We start from the raw sequence: 18,939 nt of genomic DNA on the forward strand, positions 1-18,939 counted from the left end.
GGATAAAATCATGAGTATTTTAGTTATCGCTGAGCACGACAACAAAGCACTAAATGGTGCAACTTTAAACGTTGTTGCTGCAGCTCAAAAAATCGGTGGTGATATCACTGTATTAGTTGCTGGTTCTGGCGCTCAAGCTGTTGCTGATGCTGCTGCAAAAGTTGCGGGTGTAAGCAAAGTATTACTTGCTGACAACGCAGTTTACGCAAACCAATTGGCTGAAAACGTTGCAGCTTTGGTTGCAGATATTGCTAAAGGTGGTTTCAAACACGTATTGGCTGCATCAACTACAACGGGTAAGAATATTCTTCCACGTGTGGCTGCTCTTCTTGATGTCAGCATGATTACAGACATCATTGCTGTTGAATCTACAAATACGTTCAAGCGTCCAATCTATGCAGGTAACGCGATTGCAACAGTTCAGTCTGATGAAGCAATCATTGTTGGTACTGTACGTGGTACAGCATTTGACCCTGTCGCTGCTGAAGGTGGTTCTGCTGCGGTTGAAGCTGTAAGCGAAGCAAAAGATGCTGGTATTTCTAAGTTTGTTGCTGAAGAGATCGTGAAATCTGAACGCCCAGAATTAACTGCTGCGCGTATCGTAGTTTCAGGTGGTCGTGGTGTGGGTTCAGGTGAGAACTACCATACTGTGCTTGATCCGTTGGCTGACAAATTGGGCGCTGCTCAAGGTGCATCACGTGCTGCGGTTGACGCTGGTTTCGTTCCAAACGACATGCAAGTAGGTCAAACAGGTAAAATTGTTGCGCCTGATCTGTATATCGCTGTAGGTATCTCTGGTGCGATCCAGCACTTGGCAGGTATGAAAGACTCTAAAGTGATCGTTGCAATCAACAAAGACGAAGAAGCACCAATCAATGCAGTAGCAGATTACTGGTTAGTAGGTGATTTGAATACCGTTGTTCCAGAGTTAGTATCTAAAATCTAGTTCCTGACAACGTTTCAAAAAAACGCTTTTGTGCAAGCAGTTTAAGCAATGCTTAACTGCGATGTGCAGGAGCGTTTTTTATGTGCTAAAGCTGTTCTTTAATATTATAAAAAATCAAAATCACTCGATATTTATTTTGTTATTTTAAATCCTTGTATTCTGCAAATAATAATGAAAATTTAAGCATTTCTTAAGATGAGTGTGCATCTGAATATTCAGATTTATGATACTATTTGCCATCCATTTTTAAGCTTAACTTACATAAAACGTTTTTTGTTAAGTATGAAGTTGTAATCTTTCTGATTGATACTCGCGTATCTTGGTCTGTTCTGATCCTTGCTGTTCTGTGTCTAATTTTTCCATTTTTAGCTGATCTGCAGTTTCCACTTTTAGGTGGTGCTGTTGTACGTGGCGTGGAAAATATTCAAGCGTTACTTTTATTGATATTTGCTGTATTTAGCTATTTTTACATGCAACCGATGCATCTTCCTGAGGGTAAAAAGTATTTTTGGATCTGGGGTGTGCTGTGGTGGTTGCTTTTGTTTGGACGTAGCACCAGTTGGGGGAGAGACTATTTTCCTGAAGTCCCAAAAGTATATTTTCGTGGCATCTCGGTAGTTTTGATTGGTTCAGTCGTATTTATGTTGTTGGTTAAACCATTGCGCCATGAGATTGTGACAAAAATGAAGAACATTGCGATACCTGCTTGGGCAATGCTGCTCACGGTGTTGGGTTTGATTATTTCTGACGGCATTGAACACAGTCGCATTTATGGTGGAATTTTCTTACATCAGATTGCTTATAAAGACCTTATGGAGGAGCTATATGAGTTTCCTTTAATATTGGGCTTGTTTATGGTGGCATTTCATATTATGCGGCGCGATAAGCAAGAGATCGATCAGTAAGTCCAAAGATAGGCAAGACATGGCTTAAAGCTCTCAAAAATGAGGGCTTTTTTGCATTTTACGCAACGTTAATAGGGAGTGTGATGGAGCTGTAAATGTACATCCTATACATGTGTAAAAAATAACCCCTAAATTAAAGAAAATTAACGAGATTAACTGTGGTGACGTGACACAAAAATCAGAGTGTTTATGCTATAATTTACGGCTATATTTCAGTTTTTAGTTCAGTATTTTGAACTAATAATTTTGCAAGTTTTACGACATATAAATGCAAGCGGTTTTACGTTTGTAGAATAAGGAGTATGCATGAGCGTATCGGAAATCAGACCGATTGCGATTGAGGATGAACTCAAGAACTCGTATCTTGACTATGCAATGAGCGTGATTGTTTCTCGTGCTTTGCCAGATGTTCGAGATGGTCTAAAACCTGTTCATCGTCGTGTGCTTTATGCAATGCACGAATTGGGTAATGACTACAACAAAGCTTATAAAAAGTCTGCCCGCGTGGTTGGTGATGTGATCGGTAAATATCACCCACACGGTGATTCTGCTGTTTATGAAACCATTGTTCGTATGGCTCAAGACTTTAGCTTGCGTTATCAATTGGTTGATGGTCAGGGGAACTTTGGTTCGGTCGATGGCGATAGCGCAGCTGCAATGCGTTATACCGAAGTTCGTATGCGTAAGTTGACTCATGAAATTCTTGCCGATCTTGAAAAAGATACGGTGGATTGGGAAGATAACTACGACGGTTCTGAACGTATTCCGCAAGTGATGCCAACGCGTATTCCTAACTTACTGATTAACGGTACTACAGGTATTGCTGTGGGTATGGCGACCAATATGGCGCCGCACAACATGACTGAAGTGGTGAACGCTTGTTTGGCTTATGCTGAAAACCCAAATATTTCAATTGAAGGATTGATGGAATATATTTCGGGTCCAGACTTTCCTACAGGTGGCATTATTTACGGTAAAGCGGGCATTGTTGATGCTTACCGTACGGGTAAAGGTCGATTGCATATTCGTGGTAAATACCACTTTGAAGAAGACCAAAAAACAGGTCGTACCACGATCGTTTTCACAGAAATTCCATATCAAGTCAACAAAGCGAAAACCATTGAACGTATCGCTGAGTTGGTGAAAGAGAAAAAACTGGAAGGTATTTCTGAGCTACGTGATGAATCTGACAAAGACGGGATGCGTATTGCCATTGACTTAAAGCGTGGTGAAAACGCTGAAGTTGTGGTAAATAACTTATTCCAAAACACTCAGTTGGAAAACTCTTTCAGCATTAACATGGTGTGCTTAGACAACGGCCAGCCAAAGTTAATGAACTTGAAAGACATTGTTGCGGCATTTATTCGTCACCGCCAAGAAGTAGTGACGCGTCGTACCATGTTTGAATTGCGCAAAGCACGTGAGCGCGGCCATATTTTAGAAGGTTTGACGGTAGCATTAGCAAATATTGATGCGATCATTGAAACCATTAAAACTTCTGCAAACCCGGCTGAGGCGCGTGAGCGTTTACAAGCAGGTGAGTGGGCAGCAGGCAATGTAATTGCACTGCTTGAAAAAGCAGGTTCTGTTTCTGTACGTCCAGACGAAATTGAAGGTGAAGATCCAAGCCGTCCGTTTGGTTTAGATGGTCAGATATATCGTTTATCGCCTGCGCAAGTGGGTGCGATTCTTGAACTTCGTTTGCACCGTTTAACGGGTCTTGAACAAGACAAGTTACAAGCTGAATATACTGAAATTTTAGGTCAAATTGCTGAACTCACAGCTATTTTAAATGACTTTAATTTATTGATGGGCGTGATTAAAGAAGAATTAGCTTTAATTTTGCAACAATACGGCGATGCTCGTCGTACCGCAATTGTTGAGTCTCGTATTGACTTCTCTCGTGAAGATTTAATTCCTGAAGAGCAAGTGGTACTGACTGTTTCAAAAACAGGTTATGCGAAAACACAACCGCTTTCAGACTATGCTGCGCAGCGTCGTGGTGGACGTGGTAAATCTGCAACCTCGATGAAAGAAGATGACTACATCCAGCATCTGATTGTGACCTCTAACCATGCCACAGTGTTGTGCTTTACCAATGTTGGTAAAGTCTATCGCCTGAGAGTGTTTGAAGTGCCTCAAGCATCGCGTGGTTCAAAAGGTCGCCCAATGGTGAACTTATTGCCACTGGATGCCGATGAGACAATCACAGCAATTCTTCCTGTGATTGATGCGCCGAAGAAATTTAAAGAACGCTTAGCTGAGTTCAAAAACTTTGTGCGTAGCAATGTCGCGACATTACGTGAAAATAGTATTATCGACGCGCATTATGAAGCGTTAAAAGCTTCATTCGATGAGTTGGCTGAAGATGCTGATGAGCTCTCTGATGCATTACGTAAGCAATTGAAAGAGTTGGGTGTTGAGCTTTCAACAATTGATTTAGACAATGAAACGGTTGTTGAATTTGCTGATCTTGCAGAGAAAATGCGTAAGAATTTCTTTGTATTTATGGCAACAGCATCTGGTACAGTCAAGCGTGTTGAATTAGAGCAATTTAGTAATGTTCGTTCAAACGGTTTACGTGCAATTGAGCTAAAAGAAGAAGATACCTTGATTGGTGTTGCAATCACCGATGGCGAACAGCAAATCATGTTGTTCTCAAATGAAGGTAAGGCAATTCGCTTCTCTGAAACTGATGCACGTGTGATGGGACGTACTGCAAAAGGGGTGCGTGGTATGCGTGTCACTTTAGCTGCAGCTCAGGCCGAAGATGATGTTGAAACTGACACAGATTCAGATGATGAAGAATCTTCTGATTTAAATGTGGCGAGCCGTATTGTTTCATTAGTTGTTGTACCTGAAACTGGCGAAGTACTGTGTGCTTCTGCAAATGGTTATGGGAAACGTACGCCTGTTGATGACTTCCCAACCAAGAAACGTGGTGGTAAAGGTGTTATTGCCATCAAAACATCTGAACGCAACGGTGAGTTGGTCGGTGCGGTTGCAATTGATGAATCTAAAGAGTTGATGTTGATTTCTGATGGCGGTACTTTAGTTCGTACTCGTGCCTCTGAAGTTGCTAGAACGGGTCGTAATGCACAAGGTGTACGTCTGATTCGTTTAGGCAATGAAGAAATCTTGGTCGGTGTCGTTGCTGTTGAAGCCGTTGAAGTCGAAGATGATATTTTAGATGCTTCTATTGAAACAACTGAAGAAACTGTGGTTGACGAAGTAAATGTAGATGCATCTGAAAATACAACAGATACCAATACATCGAACGAAGACTAACTGAATGAAAAAGAAAAGGGCGCTTCGGCGTCCTTTTTCATATTGGCGATGACCTAGTGGTGGATAAGATTTTATGAAAACAAAATTACTGGTTTTGAGTTGTGCGTTGGCTTTAACAGCGTGTGATAAATTGGGACAACAGGCATTGGATTCGATTCCAAATCCGAGTCCTGCTCAAGAGAAAGCAGCTCAGCAAGCTTATCAAGCCTTTACTCAGGGTGATTTTCCGCAGCTCTATACTTATTTTGAGCCAGAGTTACAGCGTGAATTTAAAACTCATGAAAAAGACATGCGAAAATTTGCAAAATCGATTCCTAAACAAGCCATAACGACTCAAAAAATTGTATCGAAACACATTGAAAAATCGACAGAAAAACCAAGTTTGTATGCAGTTACCTATGAGTATGCTTATAGCAATAAAAACCTAGTTCAATACGATGTTGGTTTCGACAAAGCAGGCGGAAGCACAAAAATTCGCAGCTTTGATGTCAAACTTTATGGGGCTTCAACGGATTAAATGGGTAGGATTGCTATCAATACGTTCTAAAATTTAGCGATGCTTGAGACGCCAATAAGCAAATGCTGCGCAAGCTATACCAAATACAAAGAGATACAGTAGTTTCGGCAGAATAAGTGCAGTTGGTACACCCATTTGGTTCAGTTGAATAAACATTTGAATCCCTTGGGTCGATGGCAAAACATTGCCCAAGTATTGCATCCAAGCGGGCATTGCGGCGTGTGGCCATGCTGTTCCTGAAAGTAGAAATAGCGGAATAGAGGTAAATACAATGACATGTCCTGCACGCTCAGGCATATCGAAAAATGTTGAAATCAACATGCCTAAAGCCACGATACAGCCTATAAAAATCGGCACGGCCAGTAACATGCCGCTAAAATTCCCCCCATGTGGGTAGTCATTTAACCAATAAATAAAGCCAAATAAATATAAACAACCGAGCATACCAATGGTCAGAATGGCGCAAAAAATCGCAAAAAATTCTGTCGTCGTTGGTCGCCATTTCTGTTCGCGGTATCCGGCCAATAACATCCCTAAACCGAGCACGATGGTTTGATGAATAATCAGCGGAGCAATGGCGGGGAAAATATAGCTGCCATAACCCGACATGGTGTTAAAAAGCGGCGTTTGATGAATGGAAATGGCTGGAGAAAAGTGCGAAATATTGCCAAATTTTTCCACATGCTCGCGTACAGCATTTTCAATTGAGGTAGCGAGACCTAGTCCAATTTGCTTGGTTTTTAAAAAGTTTGCCGCGCTGAGATAGAGCCCAATCCCCCCGACTTCGCCATGCCGAAGACTATTGGAAAGATTTTCGGGTAAGAGCAAAATACCATCGGCTTGCTGTTGTTTAATCATATTTTCAGCATCGAGGAAATTGCCTGTCACAGCTTTCACTTCAACATTTGGACTGAGCGAAACTTGCTGAATGATGTTATTGGTCACGATACTTTGTTCTTCATCCACAATCACAATGGGCAAAGCTTCTGCTTGCTGTGCTTTGTAGGCAGTCGGATAGAAAACACTATAGAAAATCACCGAGAGGATGAGCGTGGTTAAAATCGACTGATTGGCGATAATGTCTTTAAATGTCTTGAGGTAATAGTGCAAAAATGACTTCATGACACTGCTCCTTTGATTCTTTTTTTGAGGAGCAGGATAGAGGTCAAAGCGTAAAAGACCATATAGAGGATAAGTATGAGTAAAGGTAACAGCGATGAACTGATTGGGCTACCAATGACCCATTGTTCGGTTTGTAGTTTGGCATAAGGTGTGTAAGGGATAATATTGGCCCAAAATTTGGTAAACAGTGGTGCGTTATTTAAGGGGAGCGTCACTCCTGCAAAACTGAGTGATGAGCCGCCATACACAGCAATTAAACCAAAGGTTTTGGATAAGTTATTGGTGGCTAAAACAATGGTGCTACTGATCAAGGCATAGGCGCTATAAAATAAAAGCTGTGCCAACATGATCAACCAAAGTTGACCTGCAACAAACCAACCGCGAATCTCAATCAGCCAAAACATCCACGCCCATGTCCATAAGCTAAAAATAAGTACATAGGTCAGGTTTTTCGTGAGGATGGCTTTAAAAGCAGATTGGTTGTTTAGCCAATTTTGCGCTGTATGAAACTTAAATTCTTGGCCGACTGAAAATGCGACACAGCAGCAGAGTAGTAAATGCAAAATTGCAGGAATCATAAAGGGTTCTAAATAGAACTCATAACTCAAATTTGGGTTGTATAAGGTCGAAATTTTAACGTGTGGTGTAGGTACATCTAAATAAGGGATCGTATTTTCTAAATAGCTTTCACCAGCATAGTCTGCCATTGCTTCAACTGTGCTGAGTAACATGGCTGATGAAATGGTGTTCCCCACACTAAAGTAACTTTGGTTATAGGCGATGCTGATTTCAGCATCTTTAGCTTGAACAAAACGTTGTTCGGCACCATTGGGAATACTGACGTAACCCCAAACTTTGGTTTGGTTCAGTAACTTTTCGACTTCAGTATTTTGATCACTGACGATGGTGACATCTAAAGTATGGTTGAGTCTTAAGTAGCGCTGTATGTTTTGGCTTAGCTCACTTTGGTCCTGATCAATAATCGCAATAGGCAAATGTTCAGGTTTACCTTGGGCAAACATACTGGAAAACAGTACGATAATAAACAGTGGGGCAAGCGTGACTAAACATAAATCCCACTTATGCTTGAGTAAATAGTTCAGTTCCCGCAGTAGTCCACTTAGCATTATTTGCTCTCTTTGACTTTAAACAACACACTCATGCCAACTTTTAGGTCTGGAATGGCTTGCGCAGGCGTCAAATGAACTTTAAAGCTACGAATGTCATAGCCTCCTGTTTGGCGTGTGGTCTTAATGGTGGCAAATTCGCCTTCGGCATCAATATTCTTAATATTAAAGTTGGTATGTAGGTTTAAGGCTGGAATAAAGCCTTCAATTTGTTTTGCCTGATAGATGTTGGCGTATTGGTCTTCACGAATATTCAGTGATACCCAAAGCTCGCGATCTTGAATAATACTCACAATCGGTACCCCCATCGCTACCAATTCAGAGGGTTTGCCATAAGTTTTAGAGACAGTACCGTCAATAGGTGAGAGTAGTTTGGTTTCAGCTTCAAGTGCATTGACTTCAGCAACAGCTGCTTTTGCAATTTGCACTTGCGCATCTGCTGAACTTTTTTGCTGTGGCGTGCTGCCACGTTCAGCCCGAGCATATTGTTGATATGCCGCTTCTGTCATTTGAGCGGCTGATTGTGCTGCGGCTTGCATTTCATCGCGACGTTGGCGTGAGATGACACCTTGTTGGTACAAGTTTGCACCACGTTGATAGGTGGTTTGTGCCAAAGCTTGCTGTGCTTTCAGTGCTTGCCAGTTGGCGTATAAACTCGCAATATTTTCTTCCTGAGAGCCACGTTCAGCGGTGGATTGGAGTGCTAAAGCAGCCTGTAAGCTGGCCAGTGCTTGCTGTTTTTTGGCATCGACTTCAGGGCTATACAGTCGAACGAGTTCTTGGTTTTTACTGATCTTCTGTCCGTCATGTACATAAATTTCATCAATTCGACTGGGCACTTTGGTGCTAACATGGATCGTTTCTGCCTCAACCCGACCTTGGATTTCAACCGTTTTCGGTTGATAGGCCTTCCACAGTCCAAAAGCAATCACGATGAATAGAATAATAAGAGCAAGCCCCCCAATCAGCTTGATCGCTTTGGACTTTCGCTCGGTGTTTGTATTGGCTGATGCTGGCACAGTCTGTGCCTGCTCTTGAGTATCATTTGTGGTTAATTCCTCTGTTGATGGCACCACTTGATCTTCTTGTTTTTCAGGTTTTTGCGGATCAGATTGGTTTTGATCTTGATTCATTAAATGGCTCTCATCAAAGAATTAACGAATAAATCGCGTATTGGGTTGCAGAAGATAGGTTTGGAACTGATGGATCGAACCATGACTTTGTAGCAGCGTCGCCAGTGACATGACATATTTATAGGCATTCAGTGCGGTTTCTGCTTTTAAAGCACTGAGCATATTTTGTGCATCGATCACTTGGGTCGCTGTTCCCATATCTTCTTTAAAGGACAGTTCTTGTATACGTAAATTTTCTTGCGCTGCTTTTATATTTTGCTGTAATAACTGATCAAATTGCTGCGCTGTGGTGGCTTCGCTATACGATTTATAAATCACATTTTCAATTTCTTGTTTAGTCCGTGCTGTCATCAGTTCAGAAGCGTAGCGTTGTAACTCTGCTGCTTGGACATTTTTGTTTTTATCAATGCCTGAGAACAGATTGTACTGTGCGGCTAAGCCAACGATCCAGTTATTTTTATCGTCCAGACTGTATTCACCAAAGGCAAAAATATGTGGTTTCTTGGCGGCGTTTTGTGCGGTGACATTGGCTTGTGCCAGTTGAGTGTCCATTTGCAGTTTTTGTACTAAAGCCGATTGATCTGCATATGACTTGAGTAGGCTATTTAAATCTTGGTTTTGGGTACTGTTAATAAAGAGTGGTGTGGTGAGCTCAGTAATTTGGCTGCTTTGTAAAAGGTTATTCAGCTGAAATAAACTGGCTTTTAAATTGGCCTGACTGGCTTGCTCACTGCGTTGTGCATTGTTTTTTGCCACTTCAAATTGCATGCGCTGGCCTTTACTAATAAAGCCCTGTTGTTCAAGTTTAAGTGCATTGTCATAGTGTTTTTGCATCGCATGCCAATTATATTGGCTAGCCGCGAGTAACTGTTTTTGCAGTTGAACATTGAAATAGGCTTGAATCAGCTCAAAGCGTTGTAGGTCTTGCTGTTGTTTCGTATTGAGTTCGCTACGTTTTGCTTTGATATTGGCGACTTGTTTTGCACTTGAGGTTAACCCACCTGTATAAAGCGGCATCATTGCAGAAATGGTCGGGCGTATGACTTGATCTTCTAAGGTAATTTGCGAGCTATTCGGAATAAGCCCGACACCTTTGTGAATGGTTTGATCAATACCTTGCTCTAAATCACTTAAATCGCCCACATTTGGATAGGTGTTTTGCCACTCATCAATTTTCGTGGCTACACCGTCAGTCAGTGTGTGTTCTAAATTATTTTTGAGTGCACCCAGAGGCACATCGAGCTCATTATGAAAAGCATAAGCACGTACGTTCAGATCAATACGGGGGAGCCCCAAACCTTTGACCGCTTCAGCCTCTAGTTTTGAGGCTTGTTGTAAGGCTTGGGTGGCCTGTGTGCTATACGAGTCTTGTAACACACTTTGCTCAGCTTGTTGATAGCTGATAGATGCAGCAAAAATTGTTGAGCTGATTCCGAGACTGAGACCAAACATGCTTAATGACAAGATTGATGGCAGTGATGTACGCAATAAGAATTTGTTGGCTGGTATATTAAGCATGTTGAATAGTCTTTGTGGCATGAGCACGACTCTTTTCTATGTTTTTGCACATTATACGCATAATCTAACTGTTCTGAATGCTGACTCAGTTACTGAATTGTTTAATTTGCAAATGTATATCAATAGATTAGCGACATTTTTAAGCAAAGGAAATGTTTTCGTTTGAGCTTTGGTGAATCGGAAAGTGCTGCTGTAATTGATTGAGCATTGCTGAGTTCAAACTGGATCGTTGATCTTGATTGAGTTTTTGACTGTAAAGGTGAGATTACATTGAAATATTTTCGGTTGAATTTACTGCAAGCACTGGCTATCTGTGGTTAAATGCCAGCATTTTATTGTGTTTCACTTTGAAAGGAAAAATCATGCGCGCGTACAACTTCTGTGCTGGTCCTGCTGCATTACCTACTGCCGTTTTAGAAAAAGCACAAGCAGAAATGCTTGACTGGCAAGGCAAAGGTCTTTCCATCATGGAAATGAGTCACCGTAGTAAAGACTATGTTGCTGTGGCTGAAAAAGCAGAAGCAGATTTACGTAAACTCATGAACATTCCAGAGAACTACAAAGTCTTGTTCCTTCAAGGTGGTGCTTCACTTCAGTTCTCTGCGATTCCTTTAAATTTGTTGGGTAAAAACAGCAAAGCGGACTATATCCATACTGGAATTTGGTCTGAGAAAGCACTGAAAGAAGCGCAGCGCTATGGTGATATCAATGTCATTGAAGCGGGTACGCAAATTGATGGAAAACTTGCTATTGCAGACTCAAGCACTTGGAACTTATCTCAAGATGCGGCTTATGTGCATTATGTAGACAATGAAACGATTGGTGGTCTTCAGTTTGCGGCTATTCCAGAAACCAATGCGCCATTGGTTGCAGACCTGTCTTCAAGTATTTTGTCTGCACCTGTTGATGTGACTAAATTTGGTATCATCTATGCAGGCGCACAAAAGAACATTGGTCCAGCGGGTTTAACCTTGGTTGTTGTTCGTGAAGATCTGTTAGATCAAGCCAAACCTGAAATTCCAAGCATTTTGAAATACGCTTCACAAGCGAAGAATGATTCCATGGTTAATACACCGTCGACTTATGCTTGGTACTTATCAGGTCTGGTGTTTGAATGGTTGCTTGAACAAGGTGGTGTTGAGGCGATCCATAAAGTGAACCTTGAAAAGGCAAAACTGCTTTATGGTTATATCGATGCAAGTGATTTTTATGCAAACCCAATTGCTGTGCAAAACCGTTCAATTATGAATGTGCCGTTTACTTTGGCGAATCCAGACTTAGAAAAACTTTTCCTTAAAGAAGCTGAAGAAAACCATTTGTTGAATCTTGCGGGTCACCGCTCAGTTGGTGGGATGCGCGCAAGTATTTATAACGCAGTTCCACTAGAAGGCGTTCAAGCGCTAGTGAATTTTATGGATGATTTTGCGAAACGCAATGCTTAAGTCATAGAAATAAAAAAGCCCATCAAACGATGGGCTTTTTTATTGGTTTTTTAACAGATTATCTAAAACAATCGTGACATTTTGGTGTCATACCAATCAATTATTCATTTTATTTATCGCTTAGTAAGGACGTCCACCTGCAAGACTAATACGTTTGAGTAAGCAACGTTGATCGACAGGAAAGGGACGACGTGAATGTAGTGTCACCTGATTATCCCAAAATACAATATCTCCAGTTTCCCAGTGATGTTCATAACGAAACTCAGGTTTGAGGATGTGCGCACGGAGGGCAGCAATCAGTTCACTGCCTTCGCTATCATCGACATTGAGTAATTCAACTTCCGAACGGGTATTGAGCCAAAGCGCTTTACGCCCAGATTCTTGATGTGTGCGGACTAAGGGATGAGGATAGGCATGACCTAAAATGGGTTGATCTTTAAAGCGATAATAAGGGCTGTCTCCATAACCCGTATTGCCTGTATTACTTTGCGCACGGACGAATGGGTTATAAGTAATCAGCTGTAGCTGGTCGATCTGCTTTTTGACGTCATCGGGAAGTGCATCATAAGCTTTGATGGTATTGAACCAAGAGGTTTGTCCGCCGTCTTGAGGAAGCTCAAGGGCATAGAGCAGAGAGCCAAAAGAGGGAAGCGGTGTCCACTGGTGATCGGCATGTGGGGTGAGTTCGCCATGGCCGGTGTAGTTGCCTTGACCGACCGCATTGGAAACAGGAACCACATCGGGTGGAACACCAGTGTCAGTCTGGCTAGCCAGCACAGGATTGTCTGCACTTGGGCGGAAAATAGAACCAAAATAGCTGGCAAAGGCTAAATATTGCAGATCATCCAAAGTTTGGTTTTTAAAAATTAAAATCAGATGTTCAGCCAAAGCTTGTTTTAAGCGATAGATGGTCTCTCCTGCTTGGGCTTTACGGGCATCTAAACCAAAAACCACAGCACCTAAGGCTTCTTCCGCCAGTGGGATAATTTGTATTTCTTCTGGATTTTGAAATTGTTCAGGTTGATGCCAACGCGGGGCATCATGAATCGCTTGTGAAAGTTGAGTTAATGCGGTCATTTTGATTATTTTCTCTAGATATGCGGTCTAGAGAAAATGTAATCAAAATATGTGTAATCTTAAAATTAAAAGAAGTTCTAAACTTATGAAAAAATTTAAAAAATACTAAGCTGATGATTATATTGCTTTTCTTTTATAATGAAATATTGAGCTCAAAATATGCAGATTTAATGAGCGCAAAATGCCTGATTAAAATACTCAAACAGGTCAGGCGTATTCAGCCAAAGGCTAATAGCCAGAGCAAACAACGCAATAATGCTAATGCCGATACCGCATTTGAGCCATAAAAATGAATTAGTCATGGACAACCGCCTTTTCATCGACAAAGAAATGTACCAGTACGCCAAAAACACTCAGAATAATAGAAAACAGCCAAATCAAGTCATAATTACCTGTCACGTCATGGTTCACACCACCCAGCCATCCACCGAAAAATGAACCAACTTGATGGGTAAAGAACACGATCCCGCTCAGCATGCTGAGGTACTTAATACCAAACATATTGGCCACAATACCGTTGGTCAAAGGTACTGTAGATAACCATAATAAGCCCATCACCACACCAAAGCTATAGATGGTGAATGTGCTGAGCGGGAGCATTAAAAAGGCAATAATTGCAATGCCTCTGAGCCCATATAAGCCCATCAGTAACTTTGGTTTAGAATATTTCCCACCTAGCCAACCAGCAGTGTAGGTGCCAACGATATTAAATAAACCGACCAGCGCTAAGAAAACAGTTCCTGTGGTTGCATTAAAACCATGGTCAATCAAATAGCCAGGTAAATGGATACCTATAAAGACTACTTGGAAGCCACAGACCAAAAAACCAAGTGATAGGAACCAAAATGGTTTATGGTTTTTCGCAATGACTAAAATATCTTTAAAACTGAGCTGAACTTGATTGGTTGACGCATTAGGTACAACAAAGGCCGGGGCTTTGAGCATCCAGGCCAGTGGAACAATCATCGCAATTAAAAGTGCACTAACGACCAACGCCGCAGACCAGCCAAAGTTTTGTAACAGCAGTAAGGTTGACGGCAGCATAATGAACTGCCCAAAAGAACCCGCTGCACTGGCAATACCCATAGCAAGGCTACGTTTTTCAGGCGGTGCAGCACGACCCACCGCGGATAACAATACAGAAAAAGAGGTCGCAGATAATGCTAGGCCCAAAATAAGACCGACACTTAAGTTGAGTAACCAACCCGTAGAGCTGATTGCCATGAGCAGCAAACCGATGGTATACAACACACCACCGACGGCAACCACAATTTTAGAGCCATATTTATCTGCTAATGCGCCTGTAAAGGGCTGCGCAGCGCCCCAAATCAGGTTTTGCATCGCAATCGCTAGACTAAAAACATTATGTCCCCAGCCAAACTCATCACTCATAGGCACAAGGTAGAGTCCGAAGCCATGTCGGACACCCAGTGATAATGCCAGAATTATTGCACTTCCAATGAGCATGTAAATCAGCGGTTTGGAAAAACGAGTTTCTGACATATTTCAACCAAAAAGTGAGCTTAGAGTTCGCTATATTAAGTGAATTATTTGCTGAAAGCGATGATAAAAAATTGACTATTTGATCAATAAAAACAATGAATATTCATGAAAAAAGACGACTTGGCGTCGTCTTTTTGGTAGTTGTTTGAAGCTTAGAACCGGTAGCCGACACCTGCATATGCCAGAATAGGGTTAATTTCAATATCGGCTGTGGATTTGATCAGTTCACCGTGCGTAGCATCTTTGACGGTGATCGTGGTTTCATTTTTAAGATGAGCATAGGACACCGAGCCGACAGCAAACCATTTATCATTAAAGTCATAGGTGAAACCGACGGTTGCAATAGGCGCGAAGGCATCAGTTGCTTCTAGCTTAACTTTGGGATTGGCTGAACTTTTTTTCCCTTCAAGTGATGCGCCAGCATTTCCTTCTTTAATATTGGCAATCATATGACCTGCTGCAATCAAGTCTTTTTCAGTTTGTGGGTTAATTTCCAGCTCATTAAAGTAGGCATACATCATTCCAACACCGATATAGGGGCGGAATTTATTTACCCCTGTTTTACCAAAGTGATATTGGAACTCGAAAGCAGGTGTCCACGCACGTGCAGATGCCGCAGGGCCATGTGCTTCCAAATCGGTAATGAAAATATCATTTTCAAGTTCTAAATTTCCTAAAGCTCCGCCCATAGGTGTTGCAGTTGCTGAAAAAGGCGCATAAATTTTTCCTTTACCTTGTAAATCGACTTTCGGTGGAATCCCTGCTTTCATTTCAAAAGAAATATTGTCGGTAAAAAAGTAATTGGTCATGATGCCCAATGTGGTGACATCATCGGCTTCTAAACCCGTACCTGGGTTGTCCCATTGACTGAGTCCACGGATTTCAGCAGTTCCACTTAGTGCTGAGGGGACATCAGCATTAATTAAAGCTAGCCCATCAAGTGTGGCCTTTAATAGAGGATTGACGCTACTTCCTGGCTTGATATTGTCGAGCACCGTTTGTGCTTTGATATCTCCAACTTTTGCAGTTTCACCTTCTTTAACTGATGTGTTAACTCGGAAGGGTTGAGCTTTACCTTGTGGCATGACGTGTAAAGCACCGACCGATACAGAAAAGCGTTTAAATCCATCACCATCTTGTAGACTAAAATAAGGTGAATCTGCATGTGTAAGCATAGGTAAAGCAGTAATAGACGTTGCTACACAAAGCAATGTTTTTTTCATTCTGGGACTCCATGTCCAAATTAGCTATTCGTTTTTATAGAGCGTATTATTAAGGTTGCTGCTACGATAAAGCTGTTGTTTTTGAGGGACATGTGTTTTTGACATTTGTGAATGTCAAAACCCGTTTTGTGTGATCGTGTTACTAGCTTGCAATCTTTGTTACAGATGAATGAATGTAATAGAGCGCTACAGTTGAGTGTTTTTTGATTCTATCTATCTGTAAAATAAAGAATAAATTTAAAATCCAATATTTGCTCAGCCATAAAAAAGACCACCTCAAGGTGGTCTTTTTGACAGATGGCATCATATTTCATGCCAATGACAGCATTTAAGACTGAAAACGTGATAAATCTTCTTCAGGACGTGCAGTTAAAACTTCAACACCGTTTTTAGTGACCAATAACGTATGTTCATACTGTGCAGACAAGCTATGGTCTTTGGTCACTACCGTCCATTTATCCCCCAATAATTTAGTTTTCCAGTCACCACCATTGACCATTGGCTCAATGGTAAAGGTCATGCCTTCTTCTAAAATCATGCCTGAGTTTGGCTGACCATAGTGTAAGACTTGAGGTTCGTCATGGAACACAGTTCCAATACCGTGACCACAGTATTCACGTACGACACCAAAACGTTCCGATTCGACATATTGTTGAATGGCATGACCAATGTCGCCAATGGTTGAACCCGGCTTCACTGTTGCTATTCCACGGTACATTGCTTCTTGTGCCACTTTACATAAACGATTCGCGAGAATAGAAGTTTCGCCACCCACGATGTACATCATGTTGGTATCGCCGTGGAAACCATCTTTAATGACCGTCACATCAATATTTAAAATATCGCCTTTTTTCAACACTTTTGCATCTGAAGGAATGCCGTGACAGACCACATGATTTACTGAAGTACAAATCACGTGTTGGAAAGCAGGGCGACCTGGTGCTGCACCGTAACCTAAACAGGCTGGAATCGCGTCTTGTTTATTGACAATATAATCGTGACAAATCGTATCTAACTCAAGTGTAGTCACACCTGGTTTAATATGTGGCTTGATCATATCCAAGACTTCAGCCGCCAGTCGTCCAGCCACACGCATCTTTTCGATGTCTTCAGCGCTTTTGATGAGTCGACGGGGTGCTTCGTAAGTACTGTTCATGATCTCTAAAAACTTTTGGAAATTTGTGTGTGACTATGGTATAAATAGCCGCCCATTTTATCAAATGCTTTTTCGTGAATAAATTTCACGGGCTTTGTGCGATGGGGCAATAAAATCCGCACATATATCGACACATTTCTCTGGGTGCCCGTTAGGGTGGAGGATGCGGATATATGGAGGCCTAACCCAAACTTTAAGGTAAAGAAAATGGCAGATTACAACGTAAGCATGCGCGACCTTCTTCAAGCAGGCGCACACTTCGGTCACCAAACACGTTTCTGGAACCCAAAGATGCGTCAATACATCTTTGGTGCGCGTAACAAAATTCACATCATCAACCTTGAGCACACTGTTCCTGCGTTAAATGATGCTTTGAACTTTGTTAACAACCTTGCTAGCAAAAAGAATAAAGTATTGTTTGTTGGTACGAAACGTGCTGCTTCTAACATCATCCGTGAACAAGCACAACGTGCTGGTCAACCATATGTTGATCACCGTTGGTTAGGTGGTATGTTGACGAACTGGAAAACACTTCGCCAATCTATCAACCGTCTTAAAGACCTTCAAACTCAATCTCAAGATGGTACTTTCGCTAAGCTTACTAAACGTGAAGCTTTAGAGCGTACTCGTGAGATGGAAAAACTTGAACGCGCTTTAGGCGGCGTTAAGAACATGGGTGGTTTACCTGACGCATTATTCGTAATCGACGTTGATCACGAAGCAATTGCAATTAAAGAAGCTAAAAACCTTGGTATTCCTGTAATCGGTATCGTTGATACAAACTCTAACCCAGATAACGTAGACTACGTTATTCCGGGTAATGACGATGCGATCCGTGCAGTTACTTTGTATGCTTCTGCTATGGCTGATGCGATTCTTGCTGGTAAAGAATATGCTCAATCACAAGCAAATGCACAAGCTAAAGTTGAAGAAGCTAAAGAAGCTCCTGAGGCTTAATGCGTTTGACGTAAGCTTGTCATTTTTGCGACATGTGATGGTGGCAAAGTAAGCGTCATGTATGCAGACGGCCCAAGAGACAGCTCTGGGCCGTTTCTGTTCTAAAAAGAATTCATTTTCTACCGTATTTAGGAGATTGACATGACTGCAGTTACAGCAAGCATGGTTAAAGAATTGCGCGATCGTACTGGTCTTGCAATGATGGAATGTAAAAAAGCATTAACAGAAGCGAATGGTGACATCGAATTAGCGATTGATAACCTTCGTAAATCTGGTCAAGCTAAAGCGGCTAAAAAAGCGGGTAACATTGCAGCTGATGGCGCAATCACTATCGCTCAAGACGGTAACAAAGCGCTTCTTTTAGAAGTAAACTGCCAAACTGACTTCGTTGCTAAAGACGAAAACTTTGCTGGTTTCTCTGCTCAAGTTGCTGCTGCTGCGTTAGCTGCTGGCGAAACTGATGCTGCTAAAATTGCTGAATTGAAACTTGAAGATGGTGCAACTGTAGAAGAAGCGCGTATTGCACTTGTTCAAAAAATCGGTGAAAACATCCAAGTTCGTCGTGCTCAAATCATTGAAGGCGAAAACCTTGCAGTTTACAAACACGGTTTAAAAATCGGTGTTGTTGTATCTTACACAGGTGATGCTGCGACTGGTAAAGGTATTGCAATGCACGTTGCTGCATTCAACCCAGTTGCTATCTCTGCTGAAGGTGTATCTGCTGAACTTATCGCTAAAGAGAAAGAAATTGCTGAAGCTAAAGCAATCGAATCTGGTAAGCCTGCAAACATCGTTGAGAAAATGGTCACTGGTTCAGTTGAGAAATACTTGAACGAAGTTGCTCTTGATCGTCAAATGTACGTAATCGACAACGACAAGAAAGTTGCTGACGTTCTTAAAGCAACTGGTACTACAGTTGTTCAATTTGCTCGCTTTGAAGTGGGTGAAGGTATTGAGAAAAAAGCTGAACTTTCTTTCGCTGAAGAAGTTGCTGCTGCTCAAGCTGCTGCAAAATAATTGAAAAA

Annotated in this window: 16 protein-coding genes; 7 read left to right on the top strand and 9 right to left on the bottom strand. The window is 41.7% G+C overall.

Annotated elements, in window-relative coordinates:
• The first annotated feature begins 10 nt into the window (after positions 1 to 10).
• The 4 genes from AXW61_RS07745 to AXW61_RS07760 all read left to right on the top strand — a co-directional run bounded on the left by AXW61_RS07745 (position 11) and on the right by AXW61_RS07760 (position 5,656).
• Positions 11 to 946, top strand: a complete 936-nt coding sequence (locus AXW61_RS07745) for an FAD-binding protein (RefSeq protein WP_062033910.1) — start codon at positions 11 to 13, stop codon at positions 944 to 946.
• 242 nt (positions 947 to 1,188) lie between these two features.
• Entirely contained in the window at positions 1,189 to 1,851 is a 663-nt protein-coding gene (locus AXW61_RS07750; protein WP_346402028.1) for a hypothetical protein, read from the top strand.
• A 306-nt stretch (positions 1,852 to 2,157) separates the two neighbouring features.
• A complete protein-coding gene (gyrA, locus tag AXW61_RS07755; RefSeq protein WP_062033917.1) occupies positions 2,158 to 5,139 on the top strand; it encodes a DNA gyrase subunit A in 2,982 nt (993 codons plus the stop codon).
• 73 nt (positions 5,140 to 5,212) lie between these two features.
• A complete protein-coding gene (locus AXW61_RS07760) occupies positions 5,213 to 5,656 on the top strand; it encodes a hypothetical protein (protein ID WP_062033918.1) in 444 nt (147 codons plus the stop codon).
• Positions 5,657 to 5,689: 33 nt separating this feature from the next.
• On the opposite strand, the gene AXW61_RS07765 is transcribed toward AXW61_RS07760, so the two are convergent.
• The 4 genes from AXW61_RS07765 to AXW61_RS07780 are packed head-to-tail and all read right to left on the bottom strand — an operon-like array spanning position 5,690 to position 10,490.
• Positions 5,690 to 6,778, bottom strand: a complete 1,089-nt coding sequence (locus tag AXW61_RS07765) for an ABC transporter permease (RefSeq protein ID WP_062033919.1) — start codon at positions 6,776 to 6,778, stop codon at positions 5,690 to 5,692.
• Positions 6,775 to 7,905 carry an ABC transporter permease gene (locus AXW61_RS07770; protein ID WP_062033920.1) on the bottom strand — a complete coding sequence of 377 codons (1,131 nt, stop codon included), beginning with the start codon at positions 7,903 to 7,905 and terminating at the stop codon, positions 6,775 to 6,777. Before AXW61_RS07770 ends, AXW61_RS07765 begins: the two co-directional genes overlap by 4 nt.
• On the bottom strand, positions 7,905 to 9,038 hold the full coding sequence (locus tag AXW61_RS07775) for an efflux RND transporter periplasmic adaptor subunit (RefSeq protein WP_062033921.1): 1,134 nt from the start codon (positions 9,036 to 9,038) through the stop codon (positions 7,905 to 7,907). Before AXW61_RS07775 ends, AXW61_RS07770 begins: the two co-directional genes overlap by 1 nt.
• Positions 9,039 to 9,059: 21 nt before the next feature.
• Complete coding sequence (locus AXW61_RS07780) at positions 9,060 to 10,490, bottom strand: TolC family protein (RefSeq protein WP_240487445.1); 1,431 nt, start codon at positions 10,488 to 10,490, stop codon at positions 9,060 to 9,062.
• A 428-nt stretch (positions 10,491 to 10,918) separates the two neighbouring features.
• Between AXW61_RS07780 and serC the strand changes: the two genes are divergently transcribed.
• Positions 10,919 to 11,998, top strand: a complete 1,080-nt coding sequence (serC, locus tag AXW61_RS07785; protein ID WP_062033922.1) for a 3-phosphoserine/phosphohydroxythreonine transaminase — start codon at positions 10,919 to 10,921, stop codon at positions 11,996 to 11,998.
• Between the two features lie 120 nt (positions 11,999 to 12,118).
• Here the strand turns inward: serC and AXW61_RS07790 are convergent, their stop codons facing one another.
• The 5 genes from AXW61_RS07790 to map all read right to left on the bottom strand — a co-directional run bounded on the left by AXW61_RS07790 (position 12,119) and on the right by map (position 16,957).
• Entirely contained in the window at positions 12,119 to 13,075 is a 957-nt protein-coding gene (locus AXW61_RS07790) for a TauD/TfdA family dioxygenase (protein ID WP_062033923.1), read from the bottom strand.
• 167 nt (positions 13,076 to 13,242) lie between these two features.
• On the bottom strand, positions 13,243 to 13,377 hold the full coding sequence (locus AXW61_RS17885; RefSeq protein WP_004982541.1) for a hypothetical protein: 135 nt from the start codon (positions 13,375 to 13,377) through the stop codon (positions 13,243 to 13,245).
• The gene (locus tag AXW61_RS07795) at positions 13,370 to 14,578 is read right to left on the bottom strand and encodes an MFS transporter (RefSeq protein WP_062033924.1); all 1,209 of its coding nucleotides are present in this window, start codon (positions 14,576 to 14,578) and stop codon (positions 13,370 to 13,372) included. Before AXW61_RS07795 ends, AXW61_RS17885 begins: the two co-directional genes overlap by 8 nt.
• Before the next feature lie 152 nt (positions 14,579 to 14,730).
• Positions 14,731 to 15,801, bottom strand: coding sequence for an OmpW family outer membrane protein (locus AXW61_RS07800; RefSeq protein ID WP_062033925.1), 1,071 nt, complete (start codon positions 15,799 to 15,801; stop codon positions 14,731 to 14,733).
• Positions 15,802 to 16,129: 328 nt separating this feature from the next.
• Complete coding sequence (gene map, locus AXW61_RS07805) at positions 16,130 to 16,957, bottom strand: type I methionyl aminopeptidase (protein ID WP_004695821.1); 828 nt, start codon at positions 16,955 to 16,957, stop codon at positions 16,130 to 16,132.
• 207 nt (positions 16,958 to 17,164) lie between these two features.
• Here map and rpsB point away from each other — a divergent pair, with 207 nt between their 5' ends.
• Both rpsB and tsf read left to right on the top strand, forming a co-directional pair.
• Positions 17,165 to 17,914, top strand: a complete 750-nt coding sequence (gene rpsB / locus AXW61_RS07810; RefSeq protein WP_004982536.1) for a 30S ribosomal protein S2 — start codon at positions 17,165 to 17,167, stop codon at positions 17,912 to 17,914.
• 141 nt (positions 17,915 to 18,055) lie between these two features.
• Positions 18,056 to 18,931: a translation elongation factor Ts gene (tsf, locus tag AXW61_RS07815; RefSeq protein ID WP_004695824.1), complete on the top strand. Its 876-nt coding sequence runs from the start codon at positions 18,056 to 18,058 to the stop codon at positions 18,929 to 18,931.
• The last annotated feature ends 8 nt before the right edge of the window (positions 18,932 to 18,939 follow it).

It is taken from the genome of Acinetobacter sp. BMW17 (assembly GCF_001592855.1).
GTDB classification, from domain to species: Bacteria; Pseudomonadota; Gammaproteobacteria; order Pseudomonadales; family Moraxellaceae; genus Acinetobacter; species Acinetobacter johnsonii.